Source organism: Amycolatopsis sp. NPDC006125 (assembly GCF_040614195.1).
Taxonomy (GTDB): Bacteria; Actinomycetota; Actinomycetes; order Mycobacteriales; family Pseudonocardiaceae; genus Amycolatopsis_E; species Amycolatopsis_E tucumanensis.
The window spans coordinates 1-23751 of sequence record NZ_JBEXTZ010000046.1 but is presented as its reverse complement, the minus strand read 5'-3'; the positions used below and the strand labels follow the sequence as shown (position 1 = coordinate 23751).

Annotated in this window: 17 protein-coding genes; 10 read left to right on the top strand and 7 right to left on the bottom strand. The window is 71.1% G+C overall.

The genetic code is table 11. The annotated features are described in order from the left end of the window. Positions 1-12 precede the first annotated feature (12 nt). Positions 13-1449, top strand: coding sequence for an MFS transporter (locus ABZ193_RS23180; protein WP_237335509.1), 1437 nt, complete (start codon positions 13-15; stop codon positions 1447-1449). Between the two features lie 48 nt (positions 1450-1497). On the opposite strand, the gene ABZ193_RS23175 is transcribed toward ABZ193_RS23180, so the two are convergent. The 6 genes from ABZ193_RS23175 to ABZ193_RS23150 all read right to left on the bottom strand — a co-directional run bounded on the left by ABZ193_RS23175 (position 1498) and on the right by ABZ193_RS23150 (position 9431). Beyond that, positions 1498-2358 carry a polysaccharide deacetylase family protein gene (locus ABZ193_RS23175; protein WP_237335510.1) on the bottom strand — a complete coding sequence of 287 codons (861 nt, stop codon included), beginning with the start codon at positions 2356-2358 and terminating at the stop codon, positions 1498-1500. A gap of 91 nt (positions 2359-2449) precedes the next feature. Next, complete coding sequence (locus tag ABZ193_RS23170; protein WP_237335511.1) at positions 2450-3220, bottom strand: GntR family transcriptional regulator; 771 nt, start codon at positions 3218-3220, stop codon at positions 2450-2452. 93 nt (positions 3221-3313) lie between these two features. Further along, positions 3314-4441 carry a 3-isopropylmalate dehydrogenase gene (locus tag ABZ193_RS23165; RefSeq protein ID WP_237335512.1) on the bottom strand — a complete coding sequence of 376 codons (1128 nt, stop codon included), beginning with the start codon at positions 4439-4441 and terminating at the stop codon, positions 3314-3316. 29 nt (positions 4442-4470) lie between these two features. Next, the gene (locus ABZ193_RS23160) at positions 4471-6621 is read right to left on the bottom strand and encodes a hydantoinase B/oxoprolinase family protein (protein ID WP_354711417.1); all 2151 of its coding nucleotides are present in this window, start codon (positions 6619-6621) and stop codon (positions 4471-4473) included. Between the two features lie 19 nt (positions 6622-6640). Further along, entirely contained in the window at positions 6641-8743 is a 2103-nt protein-coding gene (locus tag ABZ193_RS23155) for a hydantoinase/oxoprolinase family protein (RefSeq protein WP_237335514.1), read from the bottom strand. A gap of 43 nt (positions 8744-8786) precedes the next feature. Beyond that, on the bottom strand, positions 8787-9431 hold the full coding sequence (locus ABZ193_RS23150) for a GntR family transcriptional regulator (RefSeq protein WP_020419338.1): 645 nt from the start codon (positions 9429-9431) through the stop codon (positions 8787-8789). A 318-nt stretch (positions 9432-9749) separates the two neighbouring features. On the opposite strand from ABZ193_RS23150, the gene ABZ193_RS23145 reads away from it, so the two are divergent. From ABZ193_RS23145 to ABZ193_RS23125, 5 genes are all read left to right on the top strand, one after another. After that, positions 9750-11213, top strand: coding sequence for an aldehyde dehydrogenase family protein (locus tag ABZ193_RS23145; protein ID WP_237335515.1), 1464 nt, complete (start codon positions 9750-9752; stop codon positions 11211-11213). Further along, the gene (locus ABZ193_RS23140) at positions 11210-11986 is read left to right on the top strand and encodes an SDR family NAD(P)-dependent oxidoreductase (RefSeq protein WP_354711416.1); all 777 of its coding nucleotides are present in this window, start codon (positions 11210-11212) and stop codon (positions 11984-11986) included. Before ABZ193_RS23145 ends, ABZ193_RS23140 begins: the two co-directional genes overlap by 4 nt. Positions 11987-12009: 23 nt before the next feature. After that, the gene (locus tag ABZ193_RS23135; RefSeq protein WP_354711414.1) at positions 12010-13377 is read left to right on the top strand and encodes an MFS transporter; all 1368 of its coding nucleotides are present in this window, start codon (positions 12010-12012) and stop codon (positions 13375-13377) included. A gap of 107 nt (positions 13378-13484) precedes the next feature. Beyond that, positions 13485-16937, top strand: coding sequence for an indolepyruvate ferredoxin oxidoreductase family protein (locus tag ABZ193_RS23130; protein ID WP_354711413.1), 3453 nt, complete (start codon positions 13485-13487; stop codon positions 16935-16937). Next, entirely contained in the window at positions 16925-17482 is a 558-nt protein-coding gene (locus ABZ193_RS23125) for a hypothetical protein (RefSeq protein ID WP_235716174.1), read from the top strand. The genes ABZ193_RS23130 and ABZ193_RS23125 overlap by 13 nt, the downstream gene beginning before the upstream one ends. Here ABZ193_RS23125 and ABZ193_RS23120 read toward each other — a convergent pair. After that, entirely contained in the window at positions 17443-19224 is a 1782-nt protein-coding gene (locus tag ABZ193_RS23120; protein WP_020419344.1) for a GAF domain-containing protein, read from the bottom strand. The two genes, ABZ193_RS23125 and ABZ193_RS23120, sit on opposite strands and share 40 nt — an antisense overlap. Positions 19225-19409: 185 nt before the next feature. Between ABZ193_RS23120 and ABZ193_RS23115 the strand changes: the two genes are divergently transcribed. The 4 genes from ABZ193_RS23115 to mimD all read left to right on the top strand — a co-directional run bounded on the left by ABZ193_RS23115 (position 19410) and on the right by mimD (position 23630). Next, positions 19410-21047, top strand: a complete 1638-nt coding sequence (locus ABZ193_RS23115; protein ID WP_020419345.1) for a methane monooxygenase — start codon at positions 19410-19412, stop codon at positions 21045-21047. Positions 21048-21115: 68 nt separating this feature from the next. Further along, on the top strand, positions 21116-22162 hold the full coding sequence (locus tag ABZ193_RS23110) for a 2Fe-2S iron-sulfur cluster-binding protein (RefSeq protein ID WP_020419346.1): 1047 nt from the start codon (positions 21116-21118) through the stop codon (positions 22160-22162). Between the two features lie 20 nt (positions 22163-22182). Next, positions 22183-23283, top strand: coding sequence for an aromatic/alkene monooxygenase hydroxylase subunit beta (locus tag ABZ193_RS23105; protein WP_020419347.1), 1101 nt, complete (start codon positions 22183-22185; stop codon positions 23281-23283). Between the two features lie 8 nt (positions 23284-23291). Then, positions 23292-23630: a propane 2-monooxygenase effector subunit MimD gene (gene mimD / locus ABZ193_RS23100; protein ID WP_037323764.1), complete on the top strand. Its 339-nt coding sequence runs from the start codon at positions 23292-23294 to the stop codon at positions 23628-23630. Positions 23631-23751 lie beyond the last annotated feature (121 nt).

Sequence of the window (23751 nt, the reverse complement as noted above, 5' to 3'; positions counted from 1 at the left end):
GTGTGCTTCCGCATGTCCGCTCTTCCGAGACCGGCCGCCGGGCCGCGGCTGGGCTGGGTGCTGGCCCTGCTCGCGCTCGCGCAGCTGATCTACTCGCTGGACCTCAACATCGTGTTCGTCGCCCTGCCCGAAATCGGCGCCGAGCTGGGCTTTCCCGGTCAGACCCAGCAGCTGGTGGTGAGCGCCTACGTCGTGTTCGCCGGCGGGTTCCTGCTGTTCGGCGGCCGGGCCGCCGACCTGCTCGGGCGCCGCCGCGTCTTCGTGCTGGCACTGGCCCTCTACGCGGTCTCGTCGCTGGCCGGCGGGCTGGCGCCGACCCCAGCCACGATCATCGTCGCCCGCGCGGTGCAGGGGATCGGCGGCGCGCTGCTGCTGCCGTCCACCCTGTCGCTGATCAACACGTTGTTCCGCGAGGGGTCGCAACGCAACCGCGCACTGGCCGTGTGGGGTGGCGCGGGTGCCAGCGGGCTGACCATCGGCGCGCTGCTCGGGGGCGTGCTGACCGAGAACTTCGGCTGGCCCGCCGTCTTCTACGTCAACGTGCCGCTGGCCGGTCTCGTGGCGCTGGCCGCGCTCGCGGTGATCCCGCGCGACCCGGCCGGCGGGCCGAGCGGGCGCTTCGACCTGCCCGGTTCGCTGACCGTCACCGGGGGCGCGACGCTGCTCGTGTTCGCGCTGGTGCAGGGCCCCGAGCAGGGCTGGGGCAGCGGGCTGGTGCTCGGCGCGTTCGCGCTGTCCGCGGTGCTGCTGGTGGCGTTCGCGGTGATCGAACGGCGCAGCGCGGACCCGCTCATGCCGTTCCGGTTGTTCGGCAACCGCAGCCTGACCATCGGCATGAGCGTCACGTTCATCTACATGGCCACGTTCGGGGTGCTGCCGTACTTCCTGACCGTCCTGATGCAGAGCGTGCACGGCTACAGCGCGCTGCAGACCGGGCTCGCGTTCCTGGTCCCGTCGCTGGCGATCGCGACCGGCACCCAGCTCGGCGAGCGGCTGACCACGCGGATCGGCCTGCGCACCACGCTCGTCGGTGGCTTCGCGGTCGGCGTGGTGGGCACGGCGGTGATGGCGATCGGGTTCGACGCCGGCGCCGGGTACGGGCTGCTGGTGCCCGGGCTGGTGGTGTCCGGCGTCGGCCAGGGCGTCGTGTGGACGGCGATGTGGATCGCCGCCGCCACCGGCACCGCGGCGGCCGAACAGGGCGTCGCGAACGGCATCGCGTCCACGGCGCTGAACATCGGCAACGCGATCGGCCTCGCGGTGTTCACCGCGCTCGCGGACATCGGCACCGACGGCAAGACCGGCGAGGCCCTGCGTGCCGCCACCGCGGACGGCGAGTTCCTGGTCGTGCTGCTGACCGCCGCGGGGATGGTGCTCGGGCTGCTGGTCAGCCTCGCGCTGGCGCGCAAACCCGCCGCGCCCCTGGCCGAACCGGTCGCCGCGCCGTGAGCGACCTGGGCAGGGCGGGGCCGCCGCCCTGCCCGGGTTCCCGGCGACTCAGGCGGTCGTGCGGGCGTAGTGCTCGGCGATCTCGTCGCTGGTGGTGAGCCAGACGTCGTCGTGGCTCGCGATGTAGGCCAGCGCCTCGTCGAGGTAGCGGGCGCGGAACGGTTGGCCGATGACGAACGGGTGCAGCGGGAGCGCCATGACGCGGCCGCCGCTCGCGGAGTCGGCGTAGAGCTGGTCGAACTGGTCCTTGACGATCTGCAGCACCTCGGGGCCGGTGAACCCCCGGGTGATGAACATCAGCAGGTCGTTGACCTCGACGGTGTAGGGCACGCTCAGCATGCCGGGCACGTTCAGCCGGTACGGCTGGTCGTCGTTGGTCCAGTCGAGCACGTAGCTCAGGCCGAGTTCGGCGAGCAGCCGTGGCGTGTCGAAGGTTTCGGTGAGGCCGGGGCCCATCCAGCCCTTCGGCCGCTGCCCGGTCGCCTTTTCGATGGTGGTGACCGCGTCGGTGAGGATCTCGCGTTCCTCGTCCGCGCCGAGGTTCGCGTGCAGGCGCGAGTTGGTCTGACCGTGCACGAGCCACGCCCAGTCGCGGGCCCGGCCTGCCTCGATCACCTGGGGGTAGTGCTGCGCGACCTCGGAGTTGAGCAGCGCCGACGCGCGGATCCCGTGCCGGTCCAGGATGTCGATGACCCGCCAGATGCCGACGCGCAGGCCGTAGTCGCGCCACCCGTAGTTGAGCGCGTCGGGCACCAGCGTGTTCGTGGACGCCCAGATGCTGGTGGACGGCTTGTCGACGTGGAAGTGCTCGATGTTGAGACCGACGTAGATCGCGAGGCGGGCCCCGTCCGGCCAGGCGATCGGCTCCCGCTCGGTGATCGGCTGGTAGTCGAAGAGTTCCAGGCTCATGCGGCCAGGGTGCAACGTTGCCACTAGTGGAAGGGTCAAGCCGCGGGATGTGATCGTGCTCGCTTCCGGCATCGGGCGCTGCCGGCCGGGATCAGGAGGGCAGACGGCCGCCGCATTCGCGGACCAGCGTCGCCATGATCTCGCGGTCCGCGGGGGAGACGTGGTCGGCGTAGTAGGCGTACAGGGTCTCGCGCGCCAGCCGGGACGCCAGCAGTCCGTCGCGGTCGGAGATGGCCGCGAACACCGCCCGGTGGTGGCGGATGGACTGCAGCATGAGCGCCGTCTGGTCGTCGGCGTCGAGGATCGTCTGCTGGATCAGCTTGAGGATCGCCTCGCGGGTCACGTCGCCGTAGACCTGCACCAGCCGGTTGCCGCCGGCCTCGGCGATGAGCTCGTGGAACTCCAGGTCGGCCTGGCTGAACTCGGCGTAGCCGCGGCTCATGCACGCCCGCATCCGCGCCATGTTCCGCTCCAGCGCGAGCAGTTGCTCGTCGGTGCGGCGGGCGGCCGCGAGCAGGTTCGCGGAGGCGTCGGCGATCATCCGGAACTGGACGAGCTCGGCGAGCCCCAGCGCGCCGCCCGAGGTGAGCATCGCGATCGAACGCCGCACCGGTTCGACCGACAACGGCAGGATCAACGGCCCGCGCGGGTCCCGCGGCTGGGACTTGACCAGGTCCATGTTCTCCAGCACCCGCAGCGCCTCCCGCACCGAGGCGCGGCCGATCCCGAACTGCTCGACCAGTTCCCGCTCGCTCGGCAGGCGATCACCCGGCTTGAGCTCCCCGGAGGCGATCGCGTTCTGCACGTAGTCGACGACGCGCTGGAAGAGCCGCCCGTTGGTCGCGCTGGTCTGGCTGGCCACCCTCACCCCTCCCGGCCGGTGCGCTGCGGATTCCCCGAGGATACCGGCCGGGAGGTGGGAGCGTGCCCGGTCAGCGGGGCAGCACGCCGGCCGTCACCGGGGAGCGAGCCGGGCCAGGCCGGTCATCAGGGAGCGCTCCGGGTCGCCGATCTTCGCCGGGTCCACGTCGGTGACCCGGTCGGCGATGCGGCGCCCGATCTCGGCGGTGTCCCCGCCCATGCCGGGCCCGGCCAGCGCGGGCAACTCCGCCAGCACGGACGCCGCGGCGGCCTCCAGCGCCAGCGCGCCGTCCCGCTCGCCGAGACCGGCCAGGCACAGCGCCGCCGACAACGCCGCCGCGGCCGGGTTGGCCCAGCCCTTGCCCGCGATGTCCGGCGCCGAGCCGTGCACCGGCTCGTACATGCTCGGCGCGGTGCCACGCGGGTTGTGGTTGGCGCTGGCGGCGAGCCCGAGCCCGCCCTGGATGGTGGCGCCGAGGTCGCTGAGGATGTCGCCGAACAGGTTGTCGGTGACCACCACGTCGAACCGGCCCGGATCCATCGGCAGGTGCAGGCACATCGCGTCGGCATGGACGTAGTCGTGCTCGACGTCCGGGTACCGGGTGGCGACCTCGTCCACCACGTCCTGCCACAGCTGCCCGGCGTGCACCAGGATGTTCTTCTTGTGGCACAACGTCAGCCGCTTGCGCCGCGCGGAGGCGAGCCGGAACGCGAACTCCACCGTCTCGGTCGTGGCCGGGACCGTGGTGATCGAGTTCTGGATCGCCACCGCGTTCGGCGTGCCCGCGTGCGAGATCGAGCCGCCGCCGGTGTAGAGGCCCTCGGTGTTCTCCCGGATGATCACCAGGTCGCAGTTGTCCGGCGAGACACCGGCGACCGGGCTGTCGACACCCGGGTAGAGGCGCACCGGCCGGATGTTGACCGACTGGGCGAACGCGACCCGCAACCCGACGATCAGTCCGCGTTCGAGGACGCCCGGTGTGACGCGGGGGTCGCCGACCGCGCCGAGCAGGACGGCGTCGTGCCCGCGGAGCGCCTCGATCGACTCCTCGCCAAGCGCGACGCCGGAGCGCAGGTAGGCCTCGGCGCCGAGGTCGAACTCGGTGGTCTCGATCGCGAAGCCGTACCGGTCGGCGGCGGCCCGGACACCGGCGAGCGCGGCCGCGGTGACGTCGGGCCCGATGCCGTCGCCGCCGATGACGGCCAGGTGGTGGGTGCGCATGTGCAGCGGTTTCTCCTTGACGTGGGGGATCAGTCGTGCAGGGCGAAGTCGCGCCAGGTCTTGCCGCCGGCCGGCTCGACGTCCACCCACAGCGCCGTGACGCAGTGCGGGCAGACGTAGGCGACGGCCGCGAGGTCGTCGTGGACCTCGACGCGGGCGCCGAGGTCGTCGGCGCCGAGCACGACCCGGCCCGCGATCGACTCCCACCCGCCGGTCAGGTCGCCGAGCACCTGTCCGCAGTGGCGGCACGACCCGATCAGCCCGTCGGCGGTCCGGTGCGTCACGAGCGCCGCGCCCCAGATGCCGGTGGGCTCGCCCGGCGCGGCCACCGGTTCGGTGCGCGGTGCGGCCATCCGGCTGCGACGGGACTCCCGGATTTCGGCCCGCCGCGCGTCGGTGGCCGCCTGGTCGACCTCGCCGTCCCGCAGTTCCACCCCGTAGAGGCGGGCGGCGGATTCGACGGTCACCGCGCCGGATTCCACGTCGGCGGCGACCTTCGCCGGGTCACGCAGCAGCGGATCGCCGTAGCCGCCGCCGTTCTGCACAGTGCACTCGAAGACGTCGCCGAACGCGATCCGGGCGGCCGGCGCGACACCGGGCAGCACCTGGTGGTCGCCGTCGAGGTCGGTCAGCGCGACGACGGGGGCGCCGCTGCCGAGGCGGTCCAGCGCGCCCGCGCCGGTCACCCGCTCGAAGCGCGCGCAGGACCCGGGCAGCCCGCCGAACAGGCCGGTCCGGTTCGGCAGCGCGACACCGTGCGTGCCGAGCACCCCGGTGACCTCGTGCGTGTCGATCGGGGTCAGCGCGAACTGGATCCCGTTGCCACCGCGGAAAGTCCCGGCGCCACCCGAGTCCGGCACCATGCGACGCCACAGGTACAGCAGCGGGTGGCGCATCTCCTGCTGCTCCACGTCGGTCGCGCCGCCGGAGAGGATGACCATCGCGCCACCGGCGTCCACGCCGTCGCGGAAGGAGAACGCCGGGCCGCCCCACAGCAGCGAGTCCATGTACATCGAGGCGAACGGCTCGCCGTGCTGGTCGACGCCGCCGAACTGGTTGAGCTGCCAGGACCCGTCGGACGGGCCGAACGCGTAACCCTCGTACTTCTCCGAGAACGACAGCATCTTCGCGATCGCGCCACCGGCGGAGCAGGTCGCGGTCCAGTTCGCGCCCGCCGCGCCGCCGGAGACCGGCATCGGTTCGACCGCCGTGACGCACAACCCGTCCGGCGCGGTCACCTCGACCGGCCGCATCAGGCCGTGGTTCCACGGGATGTCGGACCCGAAGGTGATCAGCATCAGGGTCGCGACCGCGCCGAGCAGGCCGCCGCGCGTGGTCATACCGTAGGCCGGCGACTGCGGGCTCGCGGCGGAGAAGTCGAACACCAGCCGGTCACCGGTCTTCTCCAGGCGGCACGGCACCTGCAGCAGCTCGATGCCCTCGCCGTCCGGACGGTCCAAATAGGACGTGTGCTCGTACACGCCGTCCGGCAGCTCCCGGAGCGGGGCCCGCAGGTCGGCCTCGGAGTTGTCGAGCGTCTTCTCCATCGTGGCGCGCACGGCGTCGGCTCCGTAGCGGTCACACAGCTCGTGGAACCGCTGCTCGGCCACGCGCAACCCGGCCAGGAACGCGCGGAAGTCGTTGGCGACGGTGTCGTGCATGCGGGAGTTGAGGACGATGGTGTCCCACAGCTCCTGGTTCAGCACGTCCTTGCGCACGATCCGGCCCGGCGGGATGCGGATGCCCTCCTGGAACACGTCGGTGGCGGTGGTGCACCAGCTGCCCGGGTCCATGCCGCCGAGGTCGACCTGGTGGGCCATGCAGCCCAGCCACGCCACGATCTCGCCGTCGCGGAACACCGGCTTGCAGAACTGCACGTCGTTCTGGTGCATCGCGGCCAGGTACGGGTCGTTGATGATGAAGACGTCCCCGGGCTCGATGTCGTCGTAGCGGTCCAGGAACACCTCGATCGCCATCGCCCCGGTGTAGATGGGGGTGAGCAGGTAGGTGCCGATGATCGCCATCTCACCGGCGGCGGTGTAGATGCCGAAGTTGTAGTCGGTGGCGTGCACGACGGGGGAGCCCGACACGTGCTCGACGGTGGTGCCGCCCTCGGAGTTGATGGACCAGAGCTTGTGCCGGATGACCTCGTAGGTGACCGGGTCGACGGTGGTGGTCATGCGTTGTTCTCCTTCCCGGTCAGCGGTTCTGGATGATGATGTCGCCGAAGCGGTCGACCTCGGCGTCCTGCCCTGGCCCGATCACCACGGTGGTGTCGCGGAGTTCGACGATGGCGAGGCCCTCGATGCGCAGCCCGTCGTGCAGGTGCTCGGCGCGGTAGACCGCGGCGTCGCGCCACTGGCCGCCGGAGAACACGCGGCGCGTGCCTGGTTCGGCGCCGCCCGCCTTGCCGAGTGCGCCGGTGTCGAACTCGGCGCGCGGGACGGGACTGGTGGCGACCACCCGGAACGTGGTGATCTCCACCCCGCCTTCGAGGAACGCAGCACCTTTGCCGAAGCGGCCCTCGTAGATCTCGACGAACCGCTCCACCATGGCGTTCACGTCGGCCGGGGTGATCCGGTCCGCCTCGACCGGCACGGTGAGCACGTGGATCTGGGCGCGGAACCGGATCTCCACGAACTTCGCGAACGTGATCGAGTCCTCGGCCGCGCCCGCGGCGATCAGGTCGCGCCGGGCGCGGGCGGCCAGCTCGTCGAACGTGGCGTTGAGCTCGTCCGGCGCCAGCGCGGTGGCGTGGTCGGTGGTGCCCGGCGGTGTCTGCAGCGGCTTGGACAGCTCCTCGACCATGGTCAGGTCGGAGCAGCCGATGCCGAAGGCGGAGTGCACCGACGCGGTGAGCGGCACGACGATCTGCGGGCAGCCGAGCTCGGCGCCGTAGGAGAAGGCGTGCAGGGGACCGGCGCCGCCGTAGGCGAACACGGCGAAGTCGGCCGGGTCGTAGCCCTGCTCGACGGTGACCTGGCGGACCAGGTCGGCCATCCGGGCGTCCACAATGGTCTTGATGCCCTCCGCGGCCTGCTCGATCGTCAGACCCGCGGGCTTGGCCACGTGCTCGTCGATCGCGGCGCGGGCCTTGTCCACGTCCAGGGTGAGCCTGCCGCCGAGGAAGTTGTCCGGGTTCAGGTAGCCCAGCACCAGGTCGGCGTCGGCCACCGTGGGACGGGTGCCGCCCCGGCCGTAGCACGCCGGGCCTGGGCGCGCGCCTGCCGACTCCGGGCCGACCTGCAGGACGCCGTTGCGGACCGAGGCGATCGAGCCCGCCCCCGCGCCGATCGCGCGCACCGCCACCGACGGCAGGGCGAGTTCGTCGCGGCCGATGAGCGTCGTGTTCGACATGACCGGCCGCCCGTCGAGGACCAGCCCGACGTCGAAGCTCGTGCCGCCCATGTCGGTGGTGACGATGTTGCGGTACCCGTTGCGCGCGCCCGCGAACTGCGAGGCGACCACCCCGCCGACCGGGCCCGACATGACGGTGGCCGCGGCCCGCTTCTCGACTTCGGCGAAGGTCGCCAGCCCGCCGTTGGACTGCATGAGCAGCGGACCCGTCTTCAGGCCCGCCTTGGCCAGGGTGTTCTCGAACGAGTCCAGCGAGGTCTTCAGCACCGGGCGCAGGCTCGCGTTGACGGCGGTGGTCAGCGTGCGCTCGTACTCGCCGATGCGGGGCAGGAACTCCGAGGACAGGGTGACCGACGCGCCGGGCGCCTCCTCGGCGATGATCTCCGCGACGCGCTTCTCGTGCACGTCGTTGGCGAACGACCACAGCAGGGACACCGCGAACACCTCGGCGCCCGCCTCCTGGAGGCGGCGCGCCGCGCGGCGCACGTCGTCCTCGTCGAGCGGGCAGACGACGCGGCCGGCGTAGTCGATGCGCTCGGTGACCTCGGCGATGAGGCGGCGCGGCACCGCGGCAGGCTGCTTGACCAGCGTGCGGAAGCGCTTGATGTCGTCTTCCTCCAGGCCGGTGGCCTTGAAGCCGCGCATGATCGTGAGCGTGTCGCCGAACCCGCGGGTCTGGATGAGCCCGACCCTGCGGCTGCGGCCCTCCAGCATCGCGTTGGTGGCGACGGTGGTGCCGTGGGCGAACACCTCGACGTCGGCCAGCAGCTGTTCCAGCGGGACACCGCGTTCGTCGGCCGCGAGCACGAGGGTGTCGAGCACGCCCTGCGCCGGGTTGTCGGGCACCGTCGAGGACTTGTAGCGGCCGACGGCGCCGTCCGAGTCGATCACGACGGTGTCGGTGAAGGTGCCTCCGATGTCGGAGGCCACGTAGTAGCTGGGCATCCCGGCGTTTCACTCCTTTGTGCGCTGACGGGGACCGTCGGGGTCAGGACGCGTCCTCGGCCGCCGATGTCTTCTTCTGCTCGAGTTCGGTGATCGTGGCTTCGATGTGGGCACGCGCGAGCCGCTCGGCCGCCTGGCCGTCGCCGGCCTCGATGGCGTCGGCGATGGCGGTGTGCTCGGCGATCGCGCGGATCGCGCTCTCCGGCCGCACCAGCGCGACCGGCGCGAACACCTGCGCGGTCATCCGCAGGATCGGCAGCTGGCCGATCACGAAGTCGTTGCCGGACAGGTGGATGACGTGCTCGTGGAAGTCCACATTGGAGTCGGTGTAGTCGCGCGGCGCCCACGGGTCCACCGCCGCGCGCTGCACCTCGATGGCCCGGCGGAGCTGGCGGATCAGGCCACCGCCCCGGTTGTTCTCCGCGGCCAGCCGGGCGGCGAGACCGTCCACCACCGCGCGCAGCTGGTAGGCGTCCAGCAGCGTGTCCAGGTCACCGGTGATGACCTGGGCGCCCTGCCCGGCGGTGACCTTGACCAGGCCCTCCTGCTCCAGGACGCGCAGCGCCTCGCGCAGCGGGGTGCGGCTGACACCCAGTTCGGCGGACAGGTGTTCCTGCCTCAGCCACGACCCGGTCGGGTAGCGGTGGGTGTAGATCCGCTCCCGGATGATCGCGGCCGTTTCGTCCACGAGCGGGATGCGCGATGGCGCTCCCGCCCGGTCCTCTCGTCTGGCCAACGCTCGCCGACCTTCCTTGCTCGACGGCTGGATACAGCGCCGTCAGACTGGCCCACGCACGCAGCCTCGTCAACCCCGGGGCATCGACATTCACCCGGTTCGTGTGAGTAACCGCAGCTCAGAGCGCCTTTTTTCGTGACAACTTGACTCGCCGACCGGCGCTGGTTCATGCTCGTGGCATCACGAGCTGGTCCGACCAGCAGTCGATCGCCGGTGTTGCCGACCTGGCTGGCAAGACCTGGGACGACGACGTCCAGAGGAGAATTTCCGATGAGTTCGCATGCGGGCTTCGCGCTGCCCGAGTTCCCGTCCGGACTGCCGGTCGGCCCCGGGTGGGTCACCGGCGCCGGAACCGCGCCGGTGGTGTTCCCCTACGACGGATCGGTGGTCGCGCACGCGCCGGTCGGATCGGTCGGCGACGCCCGCGCCGCCCTCGACGCGGGTGCGGCCGCCGTGAAACCGGCCGGCAAGCTCACCTCGGCGGTCCGCCGCGCGATCCTGCTCGACGTGGAGGCCGCGCTCCGGGCGCACGAGGCGGAGCTGGTCGACCTGCTCATCGCCGAGACCGGCAAGACCCGCGGCGACTGCGAGGTGGAGTTCGCCCGCACGGTCTTCACCTGGTCGGCCGCCGCCGAGGAGGTCGCCCGCATCCACGGCGAAACCGTGCCGCTGGACCTGCAGCCCTCCGGCGCGGGGATGATCGGGTTCTGGACCCGCCGCCCGATCGGCCTGGTCGTCGGCATCGCCGGGTTCAACGGCCCGCTCCTGCTCGCCAGCCACAAGATCGCGCCGTCCATCGCCGCGGGCTGCCCGGTGATCTGCAAGCCCGCCCCCGCCACGCCGCTGACCGCGCTGTGGCTGGCGGACCAGGTCCGGCAGGCGGCCGCCCGGCACGGGGCGCCGCCGGAGATCGTGCAGGTCATCACCGGCGACGCCGAGGTCGGGCACACGCTGGTGACCGATCCGCGCGTGGCGGCGGTGTCGTTCACCGGTTCCGCCGCCGTCGGGCACCGGATCGCACGCGACGCCGCGCCGCGGAAGGTCCTGCTGGAACTGGGCTCCAACGCGGCGCTGGTGGTCGACACCGACGCCGACCTCGACAAGGCCGCCGACGCCGTGCTGCGCGGCGGCTACTACTTCAACGGCCAGGCCTGCATCGCCGTGCAACGCGTGATCGTGTGCGAGCCGGTGCGCGAGGAGTTCGTCGGCAAGCTCACCCCCCGCATGGGCGAGCTGACGGTCGGCGATCCGCGCGACCCGCGGACCCGGGTGGCGCCGCTGATCAACGAGGCGGCGACGCGGCGCACCCTCGACTGGATCGAGCAGGCCGAGCAGGCCGGGGCGAAGGTCCTGCACGGCGGCCGGGTGATCGACCGCACCGTCGAGCCGACCCTCCTGCTCGACGTGCCGGAAACCGCCGACGCGTGGTGCGAGGAGATCTTCGCCCCCGTCGTGGCGATCCGGTCCGTGCCCGGCCTCCCGGCGGCGCTGGACCTGGTCAACCGGTCGCGCTACGGCCTGCACGCCAGCGTGTTCACCCGCTCGCTCGCCACCGCGTTCGCCGCCATCGAGGAACTCGAGGTCGGGGGAGTGGTGATCAACGAGGTGCCCGGCTTCCGGTCCGACATCATGCCCTACGGCGGCGTGAAGGACTCCGGCATCGGCCGGGAGGGACCGCGCTTCGCGATCGAAGAACTGACCGTCACCCGCATGGCCGTGATCAGGCCGGAATGAGCGAGACCATGACCGACTACACCACGCTGTTCCGGCTCGACGGCAAGCGCGCGCTGCTGGTCGGGGCCGGCGGGATCGGCCGCGAGGCCGCGCTCGCGCTCGCGGCCCACGGCGCCGAGGTGATCTGCGCCGACAAGGACCCGCTCACCGCGAAGGCGACCGCGGCCGACACCGGCGGCGAAGCGCTCGAACTCGACATCACCGACGCGGCGGCCGTGCACCGGGCCGCCGCCGAACTCGGGGACCTCGACGTCGTGGTCCTCACCGCGGCGACCAACGTGCGCAAGCGCATTCTCGACTACGCGCCCGAGGAGTTCGACCGCGTCGTCGCGCTCAACCTGAAAGCGACCTTCACCGTGCTGCAGGCGTTCGGCCGGGGGATGGTGGAGCGCGGCCGCGGCAGCATCGTGGTCTTCTCCTCGGTGCGCGGGTTCGTCGTCGAACCCGGCCAGTCGGTGTACGCGGCCACCAAGGCCGGCGCGATCCAGCTGGTCAAGACCGCGGCCGCCGAGTTCGGCGAAGCCGGCGTCCGCGTCAACGCGATCGCCCCCGGCGTGGTGGAAACCCCGCTGACCGACCAGATCAAGAACGACCCCGGCTGGTACCGGGCCTACGCCACCAAAAGTGCGCTGGGCCGCTGGTCGAAGCCCGGCGAACTGGCCGGAGCCGTCGTGTTCCTGGCCTCCGACGCGGCCGCCTACGTCACCGGATCGACCGTCATGGTCGACGGTGGCTGGACGGCCGTGGACGGACGTTTCACCCCACCGGCCTGACCCCTGACCCCCCGGGAGAACCCATGTCCGGCAACACCGGCGTTGCCGACCACGACGAGCTCGCGCGGACCACCCTGCGCAAGGTCACGTGGCGGCTCGGCGTTCTGCTGTTCTTCGTCTACGTCCTCAACTACCTCGACCGCACCAACATCTCCATCGCGAAGCTGAAGATGCAGCCGGACATCGCCTTGAGCGAAACGGCTTTCGGCCTCGGCGCTGGCTTGTTCTTCGTCGGCTACGTGCTCTTCGAAGTGCCCAGCAACATGATCCTCTACCGCGTCGGCGCCCGGTACTGGATCGCCCGCATCATGTTCACCTGGGGCCTGGTGTCGATGGCGATGTTCCTGGTCCGCGACGAGTGGAGCTTCTACGCGCTGCGGTTCCTCCTCGGCGTCGCCGAAGCCGGCCTGGTGCCCGGCGTGATCCTCTACCTCAGCCAGTGGGTGCCCGCGGTGCGGCGGGCACGGCTGATCAGCGTCTTCTACATCGCCGTGCCGGTGTCGACGGTCATCGGCGCGCCGCTGTCGACCTGGCTCATGGGGTTCACGCCGTGGGGCCTGACCGGCTGGCAGTTCATGTTCCTGGCCGAGGGTTTCCCGTGCCTGGTCATGGCGTTCGTCGTGGTGCGGTACCTGACGGACAAGCCCGCGCAGGCGACGTGGCTCAGCGAGCGGCAGCGCGCGTGGCTGGTCGCGGAGCTGGAGCGGGAGGACAAGGCCAACTCCGCGGGCGGGCACCGCGCCGTCTCGCTGCGTGCGGCGGTGCGCGACCGGGGTGTGCTCGGCATGTCGTTCGCGTTCTTCGCGATGATCATCCCGCTCTACGCGATGGCGTTCTTCCTGCCGACCATCGTCCGGCAGATGGGGTCGTTCAGCACCGCCCAGATCGGGTGGCTCACCGCCATCCCGTACGCGTTCGCCGCGCTCGCGATGTGGTTGCTGGCGCGCAATTCCGACCGCACCGGCGAACGCACCCGCCACTACGTGGTGCCCGCGCTGGCCGGCGTCGCCGGGCTCGTGCTCGGCGCGCTGAGCCTCACCGGATCCCCGCTGCTGGCGCTGACCGGGTTCACGCTCGCCGCGATCGGCTGCATCTCCACGCTGCCAGTGTTCTGGGCGCATGCGCCGTACCTGCTCAGCGGCCCGGCGACGGCCACCGGCATCGCGTTCATCACCGCGGTCGGCAACCTCGCCGGGTTCGTCTCGCCCTACATGGTGGCGCTGATCAAGGGCGACGGCCCGGGACAGGGCAACAGCAGCGCGGCGGTGCTGGTGACGGCGGTCTTCCTGACCGGTGCCGCGGTCACGATGGCCGGCGTCGGCCGCCGGATCCGCAGGCGTTCCGGTGCGGCCGCGGGCGCCCCCGCCACGCAACCGTCCGCGAACACCTGACCAACCCCTACCACCGGTCAGCGCGGCCCCGCGACTGCCACGAGCGGTCGCGGGCCGCGCCGACCGGCCTGACCCCTCGCCACCCCGACCGGTTGACGGAGAGCCCAGTGACCACCCAGACCACCACCGTGTCCCTCGACGACAAGTACACCGCCGAGCGCGGGCGGGTCCTGCTGTCCGGGATCCAGGCCCTGGTGCGCCTGACGCTCGAACAGCGCCGCCTGGACGCCGCCCGCGGGCTGTCCACGCGCGTGTTCGTCTCCGGCTACCAGGGTTCGCCGCTGGGCGGGGTGGACCTGGAGATGGGCCGGGCCGCGCGGTTCCTCGACCCGGCTGGCGTGGTGTTCCGGCCGGGCGTCAACGAAGAGCTCGCCGCGACCGCCGTCGCCGGCACGCAGCTGCTCGACCAGCTGCCCGGGCGGCAGCACGAGGGGGTCACCGGGTTCTGGTACGGCAAGAACCCCGGCCTGGACCGGGCCGCCGACGCGATCCGGCACGGCAACATCTCGGGCACCGCGCCGCTCGGCGGGGCGGTCGCCTGGATCGGCGACGACCCGGCGAGCAAGTCCTCGACGGTGCCGAGTTCGTGCGAGCCGATGATGCAGAGCCTGTCCATGCCGCTGCTCGCACCCGGCTCGGTGGCCGAGATCGTCGAGTTCGGGCTGCACGCGGTCGCGCTGTCCCGCGCGAGCGGGTTGTGGACCGGGCTGAAGATCGTGGCCGACATCGCCGACGCCTCCGCGACCGTGGACGTGGCCGACCTGCGGGCCGGCATCCCCGAGCCGGCCCGCCACGAGCGCGGCCCGTTGCCGACCCTCCTCGGCCCGGCGGCGCTGGACGCCGAATTCGACATGCTCACCCGACGCCTGGACCTCGCCCGCGCCTACGCCCGCGACGCCCAGCTCAACCGGGTGGTGTTCACCGCCGCTTCCGCCCGCCTGGGGATTCTCGCCTCCGGCACCGGGTTCGCCGTCCTGCAGCGCGCGCTCGACGACCTCGGGCTGGACGAAGCGGCGCTGGACGCGCTCGGGCTCCGGCTGATCCGGCTCGCCATGCCCTTCCCCCTCGACGACCAGGAACTGGTCCGGCTGACCGAAGGCCTGGACGAGGTGCTCGTCGTGGAGGACAAGGTGCCCTTCCTGGAAGGCCACCTGAAGGAGGCGCTGTACCGGCGGCCGGGCGCGCCGAACGTCGTGGGGCGGCGGGACGAGACCGGGCGGCCGTTGCTGACCGCGCGGGGACAGCTCGGCGCGGAAGAGGTCGCCCAGGCCGTGGCCGCCCGCATCACGGCGGTGATCGGCCCGGACCGGCTGCCGCGCGCCGCGGTCACCCACCTGGCCGCGATCCGGCCCCGGCGACCCGCGCGCATCGGCGTGCCCCTGGCCACCGGAAAGCGCACGCCGTACTTCTGCTCGGGCTGCCCGCACAACACCTCCACCCGCGCCGCCGACGACACGCTCGTCGGAGCGGGCATCGGGTGCCACGTCATGATCACCCTCGACGGCGCGGGCCGCGGCAGGCAGATCGGCCTGACCCAGATGGGCGGGGAGGGCGCCCAGTGGATCGGGCTGGCGCCGTTCACCGGCGACCGGCACTTCGTGCAGAACCTCGGCGACGGCACCTTCCACCACTCGGGCTCGCTGGCGATCCGCGCCGCGGTCGCCGGTGGTGTCACCATGACCTACAAGCTGCTCTACAACGACGCCGTCGCGATGACCGGCGGCCAGCAGGTCATCGGGCGGCTGTCCGTTCCCGAGCTCACCCGGCTGCTGGCCACCGAGGGCGTGCGGCGCATCGTGGTCACCACCGACGACCCCGGCAAGTACCGGGGCGTGGCGCTGGACCCGATCGCGTCCGTCCGCCACCGCGACGACTTCGCCGAAGCCGAAGCCGAACTGGCCGCCGTCGACGGCGTGACCGTGCTCATCCACGACGACCAGTGCGCGGCGGAGGAACGACGGCTGCGCAAGCGCGGCAAGCTGCCCACACCCGCGGAAAAGGTCGTGATCAACGAGCGGGTGTGCGAGGGCTGCGGCGACTGCGGCGACGTCTCCACCTGCCTGTCGGTGCAACCCGTGGACACCGAGTTCGGCCGCAAGACCCGCATCCACCAGGCCTCCTGCAACTCCGACTTCTCCTGCCTGAAGGGCGACTGCCCGTCCTTCCTGCTCGTCGAGCCGAGCGCGCAACGCCGCGCGCTGCCCGGGGAACCGCCCGTGGCGCTCGTCGAGCCGGAGCCGAAGGTCACCGGCACCGAGACGCTGCTGCGGATGCCCGGAATCGGCGGCACCGGCGTGGTGACCGTGTCGCAGATCCTGCAGATGGCCGCGCACCTGGACGGCAAGTTCGCCGCCGGGCTGGAGCAGACCGGTCTCGCGCAGAAGGGCGGGCCGGTCACCTCGGACGTCCGGATAGGCAAGCAACCGGTGCGCGGCTCACTGCGCGCGTCACGCTCCACAGTGGACGTCCTGATCGGCTTCGACCTGCTCGGTACGGCAGAGGAGTCCACGTTGGCCACGGCGCGCGGCGGCCGCACCATCGCGGTCCTGAACACCTCCGTGGTGCCGACCGCGGCGATGGTGACCAACCGCGTCGCCGTGCCGGGCAGCGTCGACGACCTGCTCGCGCGCGTCGCCGAGGCCACCACACCGCAGGCGAACCTGCACCTGGACGCGCAACGCCTGTCCGAATCGCTGTTCGCCGACCACATGCCCGCCAACATGCTGCTCGTCGGCGCCGCCTACCAGCACGGCTGCATCCCCGTCGCGGCGGCCGCGATCGAGCAGGCCATCCGGCTCAACGGCGCGGCCGTGGACAAGACCCTCGCCGCGTTCCGCTGGGGACGCGCGGCCGTCGTCGACCCGGAGGCGGTGTTCGCCGCGGCGGGCGCCAGTCCGGAGCCGGCGGATGCCGGGTTCGAAGCGGCGCTCGCCACCCGGATCGCCGATCTCACCGGCTACCAGAACGAGGCTTTCGCCCGTGCGTACGCCGAGGAGGTGCACCGCGTCGTGGACATCGCGCAGGCCCGCGCCGGCGACGCCGCCGCTGAGCGAGTCGGGCTCGCCTACGCCCGTGGCCTGCACAAGCTCCTGGCGTACAAGGACGAGTACGAGGTCGCCCGCCTCCACCTCGACCCGGCGGAGAAGGCGCGGCGGGAGGCCGAGTTCGGCCCGGACGCCAAGGTGTCGGTGATGCTGCACCCGCCGGTGCTGCGCGCGCTGGGGATGAAGCGGAAGATCCGCCTGCGCGGGCGCACCGCCGAGGTGGCCTTCCGCGGCCTCCGGGCGGCGCGGAAGCTGCGGCACACGCCGTTCGACGTGTTCGGCTACGCCGCGGTGCGCAGGACCGAGCGGCAGCTCGTCGGCGAGTACCAGGCCCTGGTGCGGGACGCGCTGACCCACCTGACCCCGGCGACGCTGGACGCGGTGTGCGAGATCGTCGCGCTGCCCGACCTGGTGCGCGGCTACGAGGACATCAAGCTCGCCAACGTGGCGAAGTTCCGGGCCCGCGCGCGTGACCTCCTGGCCCACCTGCCGGAGGGAGCGGTGTGCGACCAGTAGCCCCGTGCTCGGCGGTGCTGCGGCTGGACGTCATCGAGACGCCCTACGCGATCGCCCGGGTCACCACGATCCTGACCGCCCGGCGGTTCGACGTGCTCACCCTGGACGTCGGCGCCCCGGCGGGCGGCCGCCGCCGCATGACGGTCGAGCTGGCGGCCGGGGACGATGCGGAGGTGCGCCGGGCGGTGAAGTACCTGCACCGCTCGCCGGACGTGCTCAAGGTCGTCCACCTGCCCGACGAGGAGTCGCACGCCCGGCGCGCCGCGTTCGTGGTGATCGACGCGCCTGCCCACCGGCTGCCGGAGGTCGTCACCGTCGCGCAGGCGATGTCGGCCGAGATCGTCGAGGCAGGCCACGGCCGCTGCACGCTGTTCCTGGCCGCCGAGCCGGACCGGGTGGCCGAACTCGTGACCGCCCTCGGCGACTTCCCCGTCCGCGACGTCGTGCTCTCCGCGCCCGTGCGCACCCGGACGCTGCGGCGCCCCGGGGAGCACGGGCGCGCCGGTCAGCCGGGCACGATGCTGAACGCCCGGATCTTGCGGTAGATCGTCGCCCGGGACATGCCCAGGTCGGCGGCCGCGCGTTCCTTGTTCCCGTTGTTCGCCGCGAGGCTGCGCACGATCGCGTCGCGCTCCAAGACCTCCAGGCGGGTCAGCTGGCGCCGGGTGACGGTCCGGCACTCCGCGGGCAGGTCGTCCACCTCGATCACGCCGGCGCGGCGCCGCCGGGAGACCTGGGCCAGGACGTCGTCGAGTTGCCGGACGTTGCCGGTCCACGGCAGCCGCATCAGCTGCCGCAGGCACGCGTCCGACACCTCCAGATCGCGGTTGCCCGCGTGGCGGGCCAGCAGGGCGGGCACGAGGTGGCGCACGTCCTCGATCCGGTGCCGCAGCGGCGGCACCTCGACGGTGTGCGCGAAGAACGGCATCAGCCAGTTGTGGATCTCCGTTCCGCGCGGGTCCTCACCCACCGTGACCGCCACCCAGGCCGGCGCCTCGTCCGGCGGAGCGGCCTGCCAGGTGGTGAACAACTCGGTGAGCCGCCGCATCCCCTCCTCGGTCAGCGTGTCGGCGTGGCGCAGGATCACCGCCGGTGAGTTGCCGCAGCCGGCCTCGTCGGCGAGGGCGTGCGCCCACGCCTCGTAGTTGCCCACCGGAGCGCAGTCCAGCACGACCTGGCGGCCCGGCGCGTGACGGCGGGCCACGGCCTGCGCGAGGGCCGTCTTGCCCGTCCCGCCCTCGCCGGTCAGCACCAGCCAGTTCCCGCCGGTGATGCTCGCCTCCGCCGCGGAACACGCCTGCCGCCACACCGGGCTGCACCCGGCCAGCCCGGGCAGCCGCACGTCGGCGGGACCGGAGGCGCGCCGCGGCACGGCCTGGTTCTTCACCCGGAACAACCCGCCGACCAGCGTCGAACCGTGGTGCACCGGGCGGTACTCCAGACGGGCGACCACACCGGAGGGCAGGTCGGCCAGGACCGTGGCCGGGGTGGGCGATCCGGCGACATCGGCCGTGTGGGTGATCAGCGCCGCCCGGTCCGCCGCGTCGTACAGGTCCTGGGCGTGGTTGTTCACCATCACCACGTCCTCGTTGACGGCCAGGATGGCGCCCGAGCCGCGCCGGCAGGAAGCCAGGTACTCGCGGAACAGCGCCAGCTCACGGGCCCCCGCACCGGCGAGCATCGCTTCCTCGATCCGCTTCGCGGTCGTGCGGGCGAGGGTCAGCAGCAGCGGGCCGGGCGTGCCGGTCCACGACGTGAGATCGAGTACTCCGACCAGGTGACCGCGGATCGGGTGGTGGATCGGCGCGCCGGCGCATTCGAAGGTCGCCAGGCGGCTGTTGAAGTGTTCGAAGCCGGACACGAGCACGGGTTGCTGGCATTCGAGTGTCGTGCCGATCCCGTTCGTCCCGATCGACTCCTCCGCGTAACTGAAACCGGGGGCGAGGCAGATCCGGTCCAAACCGGAGTGCAGCGCGCGGTCCGGGCTGGAGCGGCTCACCACGAGACCGTCGGCGTCGGTGAGCAGGATGGCGACCGGGTGATCGGACAGTTCGGACGTCAGGTTGTCCAGGATCGGTTTGGCGCTGCGCAGCAGGAGGCTGTCCTCGTCACGGTCGGCGACGAAGATCGGATCGGGCTCGTCGGCGTCGATCCGGTGCTCCAGCGCGCGCCGCCACGACGCCGAAATGATCTCCCGCACGCCCGCCAGTTCGGGCACCGGCCGGGACAGGAACTTCTCCCGGGCCGCGCTGACCTGCGATTCCGACTGGTGTCCTGGCCTCGTCACCACCGTCTCCTTTGACGTCGAATGCTGTGGTCACCGGGCTGACTCCACCCACGACAACCCATCGTGGCGGAGATCGTGCAGTGTCTCGGTCTCACATTGAGACAGAACTCACCTGCGAAGCGCAACACACTCTCCCCCGTCAGTGACGACTGCCGGGCGGCGAGACCCGGCCCGAGGAGGCTGAATTGAGCAGGCAGAGTCTCACCAAGGCGCACAACAAGATCACCGAGCTGTCCTGGGAGCCCACCTTCGCCACACCGGCGACCCGGTTCGGCACGGACTACACGTTCGAGAAGGCCCCCAAGAAGGACCCGCTCAAGCAGATCATGCGGTCCTACTTCCCGATGGAGGAGGAGAAGGACAACCGCGTCTTCGGCGCGATGGACGGCGCGATCCGCGGCAACATGTTCCGGCAGGTGCAGCAGCGCTGGCTGGAGTGGCAGAAGCTGTTCCTGTCCATCATCCCGTTCCCGGAGATCTCCGCGGCGCGGGCGATGCCGATGGCCATCGACGCGGTGCCGAACCCGGAGATCCACAACGGACTCGCGGTGCAGATGATCGACGAGGTTCGCCACTCCACGATCCAGATGAACCTCAAGAAGCTGTACATGAACAACTACATCGACCCGGCGGGGTTCGACATCACCGAAAAGGCGTTCGCGAACAACTACGCGGGCACCATCGGCCGCCAGTTCGGCGAGGGGTTCATCACCGGTGACGCGATCACCGCGGCCAACATCTACCTGACCGTGGTGGCCGAGACCGCGTTCACCAACACGCTGTTCGTCGCGATGCCCGACGAGGCCGCCGCCAACGGCGACTACCTGCTGCCGACCGTCTTCCACTCGGTGCAGTCCGACGAGTCCCGGCACATCAGCAACGGCTACTCCATCCTGCTGATGGCCCTGGCCGACGAGCGCAACCGGCCGCTGCTGGAGCGCGACCTGCGCTACGCCTGGTGGAACAACCACTGCGTGGTGGACGCCGCGATCGGCACGTTCATCGAGTACGGCACCAAGGACCGCCGCAAGGACCGCGAGTCCTACGCCGAGATGTGGCGCCGCTGGATCTACGACGACTACTACCGCAGCTACCTGCTCCCGCTGGAGAAGTACGGCCTGGTAATCCCGCACGACCTGGTCGAGGAGGCGTGGAACCGGATCACCAACAAGTTCTACGTGCACCGGGTCGCGCAGTTCTTCGCCACCGGCTGGCCGGTCAACTACTGGCGCATCGACGGCATGACCGACGCCGACTTCGAGTGGTTCGAGGACAAGTACCCGGGCTGGTACAACCAGTTCGGCAAGTGGTGGGAGGCCTACAACCGGCTGCGCTACCCGGGCCGCAACAAGCCGATCGCGTTCGAAGAGGTCGGCTACGAGTACCCGCACCGCTGCTGGACCTGCATGGTGCCCTGCCTCGTCCGCGAGGACCTGGTGGTCGACAAGGTCGACGACCAGTGGCGCACCTACTGCTCGGAAACCTGCGCCTGGACCGACAAGGTCGCCTTCCGCCCCGAGTACGAGGGCCGGGAGACCCCGAACATGGGCCGGCTCACCGGCAAGCGCGAGTGGGAGACGCTGCACCACGACCGGGATCTCGCCGACATCGTCAAGGACCTGGGCTACGTCCGCGACGACGGCAAGACGCTCATCCCGCAGCCGCACCTGGACCTGGACGACCCGAAGAAGCTGTGGACGCTCGACGACCTCCGCGGCATCCGGTTCGCCAGCCCGAACGTCACGCTCAACCAGATGACCGATCAGGAGCGCGAGGAGTGGGCCGCGGCCTACCGCGCCAACCCGAACGTCACGGTCGCCTGACGGCCTGAGGACCCGCGGACGGCGGTGTGCCCCCACCGCCGTCCGCTCCCCGGAGAATCGAGAGACCAATGGCCGACAAGCACCGCATCTCCTTCGAACCGGTCGACATCGAGATGGAGGTCGGCGAGGACGAGAAGATCCTCGACGCCGCGTTCCGCCAGGGCATCCACCTCATGCACGGGTGCCGCGAGGGCCAGTGCTCGGCGTGCAAGTCGTACGTGCTGGACGGCGAGATCCAGATGGAGCGCTACTCGACGTTCGCCTGCAACGACGCCGAGGTCGAAGAGGGCTATGTGCTGCTGTGCCGGGCGCACGCCTTCAGCGACTGCACCATCGAGCTGCTCAACTTCGACGAGGAGGAGCTGCTCAACTCCGCCCCGCTGCAGCGGATCCGGACCGAGGTCGTCGAGATCGTGGAGCACACGCACGACATCGTCGGGCTCAAGCTCAAGCCGGTCGACCCGCCGGCGTACGAGTTCAAACCCGGCCAGTACGCCGACCTGACCATCCCGGGCACCGACGAGCACCGGTCGTTCTCGATGGCGACGATCCCATCCACCGCCGACCACATCGAGTTCGTCATCAAGAAGTACCCGGGCGGCCGGTTCTCCGCGCTGCTGGACGACGGGATCGCGGCCGGCGACACGATCGAGCTGACCGGGCCGTACGGCAACTTCACGCTCAAGAACGGGCACGTGCTGCCCCTGGTGCTGATGGCGGGCGGCGCCGGTATGGCTCCGGTGCTCAGCCTGCTGCGCCACCTCAGCGAAACCGGGGACACCCGGCGGATCCGCTTCTACTACGGCGCCCGCACCGCCGCGGACCTGTTCTACCTGGACGAGATCCGCGCCCTGGGCGAACGGCTGCCCGACTTCGGGTTCGTCGTCGCGCTCTCGGAGTCCACCGAGGGCGCCGGTGAGCTCGGGGTCACGGCCGAACCGGGGATGGTCACCGACGTGGTGGCGGCCAGGGAGCCCGAGCTGCACCGCAGCGAGGTGTACCTGTGCGGCCCGCCGCCCATGGTGGACGCCGCGCTGGCGCTGGCGGCGAGCCAGGGCGTGCCGGACGACCAGGTGTTCTACGACAAATTCACCACGTCGGTTCGCGACGAGTAGACATCGCAAGGAGACATCACATGACGAGCAGTGCGAAGACGCGCAGCTTCCCGAAGGTGGAGTTCACCGACTCCGAGGCGGGTGCCCTGGAGTTCCCGAGCTCGAAGAGCCGCAGCTACAACTACTTCAAGCCGGCGAAGCTGCGCGCCACGGTGTACGAGGACGTCACCGTCGACGTGCAGCCGGACCCCGAGCGGCACCTGTCCCAGGGCTGGATCTACGGCTTCGGCGACGGGCCCGGCGGTTATCCGAAGGAGTGGACCGCCGCGAAGTCGTCGAACTGGCACGCCTTCCTCGACCCGAACGAGGAGTGGGAGCAGACGATCTACCGCAACAACTCCGCGGTGGTCCGTCAGGTCTCCCTGTGCCTGGAGAACGCCAAGCGCGCGGGCGCCTACGGCAACTGGAACACCGCCTGGCAGAAGTTCATCGCCCGCAACCTCGGAGCGTGGATGCACGCCGAGAACGGGATGGCGCTGCACGTGTTCACCTCGATCCAGCGCTCCGGCCCGACCAACATGATCAACACCGCGGTGGCCGTCAACGCGGCGCACAAGATGCGCTTCGCGCAGGACCTCGCGCTGTTCAACCTGGACCTGTCGGAGTCGCTGGACACCTTCGACGGGTCGGTGCACAAGGAGGTGTGGGCCTCGGCCGAGGAGTGGCAGCCCACCCGCAAGGCCGTCGAAGAGCTCACCGCGGTCGGCGACTGGGCGGAACTGCTGTTCGGCGCCAACGTCGTGTTCGAGCAGCTCGTCGGCCAGCTCTTCCGGTCGGAACTGGTCATGCAGATCTCCGCCACCAACGGCGACTACATCACCCCGACGATCGTGGGCACCGGCGAGCACGACTACAGCCGCGACCTCGGCTACACGCGGGCGCTGTTCCGCATGCTCACCCGCGACGAGCAGCACGGCGAGGCCAACAAGGAGCTGTTCGGCCGGTGGCTCGCGAAGTGGGTGCCGCCGTGCCTGGACGCCGCCTACGCGCTGCAGCCGATCTGGTCGCAGCCGGCCGAGAAGGCCCGCACCTTCGCCGACTCGCTCGGCGCGACCAAGGAGAAGTTCACCCAGCTGCTCGAGGAGATCGGGCTGGACATCCCGAAGGAGTTGGACAAGTGAGCAGCACCATGCAGTTCGGTTCGCAGGCCGGGTCTTCGAACATGTGCGGCGTCACGCTGATGAACACCCCCGTCGGGCGCGTGGTAGCCGACGTGATGGGAGCCAAGGACGGCGTCTCGCTCGTGGAGTACCCGTCGATGATCCGCGTGGACGGCACCCGGCTCCTGGAGTTCGACTACGACGAGCTGACCGAGGCCCTCGGCGAGCCGTTCGACGGGTCGATCTTCGAGGAGATCAGCTCCACCCACTACGGCCGCATGGTGCACCTGGACGACCGCACCCTGCTGTTCGCCAACCCCGAGGACGCCGCCGAGTACATCGGTTTCGACCTTTCCGCGCACGGCTGACGACACCACACCCCGCACTCGTGGTGGCGGGGGGGGGGGGGGGGCCCCCCACGGTGGACCACCACACCCCCACACAAAGGGCGCGGCGGGTGCTAAAATAGAGGGGAGAGTAATAAGAGTG

Bases quoted from the DNA above. Each gene is read 5' to 3' on its own strand.
- ABZ193_RS23180 (WP_237335509.1), top strand. From the start codon at position 13: ATGTCCGCTCTTCCGAGACCGGCCGCCGGGCCGCGGCTGGGCTGGGTG.
- ABZ193_RS23175 (WP_237335510.1), bottom strand. From the start codon at position 2,358: ATGAGCCTGGAACTCTTCGACTACCAGCCGATCACCGAGCGGGAGCCG.
- ABZ193_RS23165 (WP_237335512.1), bottom strand. From the start codon at position 4,441: ATGCGCACCCACCACCTGGCCGTCATCGGCGGCGACGGCATCGGGCCC.
- ABZ193_RS23160 (WP_354711417.1), bottom strand. From the start codon at position 6,621: ATGACCACCACCGTCGACCCGGTCACCTACGAGGTCATCCGGCACAAG.
- ABZ193_RS23155 (WP_237335514.1), bottom strand. From the start codon at position 8,743: ATGCCCAGCTACTACGTGGCCTCCGACATCGGAGGCACCTTCACCGAC.
- ABZ193_RS23145 (WP_237335515.1), top strand. From the start codon at position 9,750: ATGAGTTCGCATGCGGGCTTCGCGCTGCCCGAGTTCCCGTCCGGACTG.
- ABZ193_RS23140 (WP_354711416.1), top strand. From the start codon at position 11,210: ATGAGCGAGACCATGACCGACTACACCACGCTGTTCCGGCTCGACGGC.
- ABZ193_RS23135 (WP_354711414.1), top strand. From the start codon at position 12,010: ATGTCCGGCAACACCGGCGTTGCCGACCACGACGAGCTCGCGCGGACC.
- ABZ193_RS23110 (WP_020419346.1), top strand. From the start codon at position 21,116: ATGGCCGACAAGCACCGCATCTCCTTCGAACCGGTCGACATCGAGATG.
- ABZ193_RS23105 (WP_020419347.1), top strand. From the start codon at position 22,183: ATGACGAGCAGTGCGAAGACGCGCAGCTTCCCGAAGGTGGAGTTCACC.
- mimD (WP_037323764.1), top strand. From the start codon at position 23,292: ATGCAGTTCGGTTCGCAGGCCGGGTCTTCGAACATGTGCGGCGTCACG.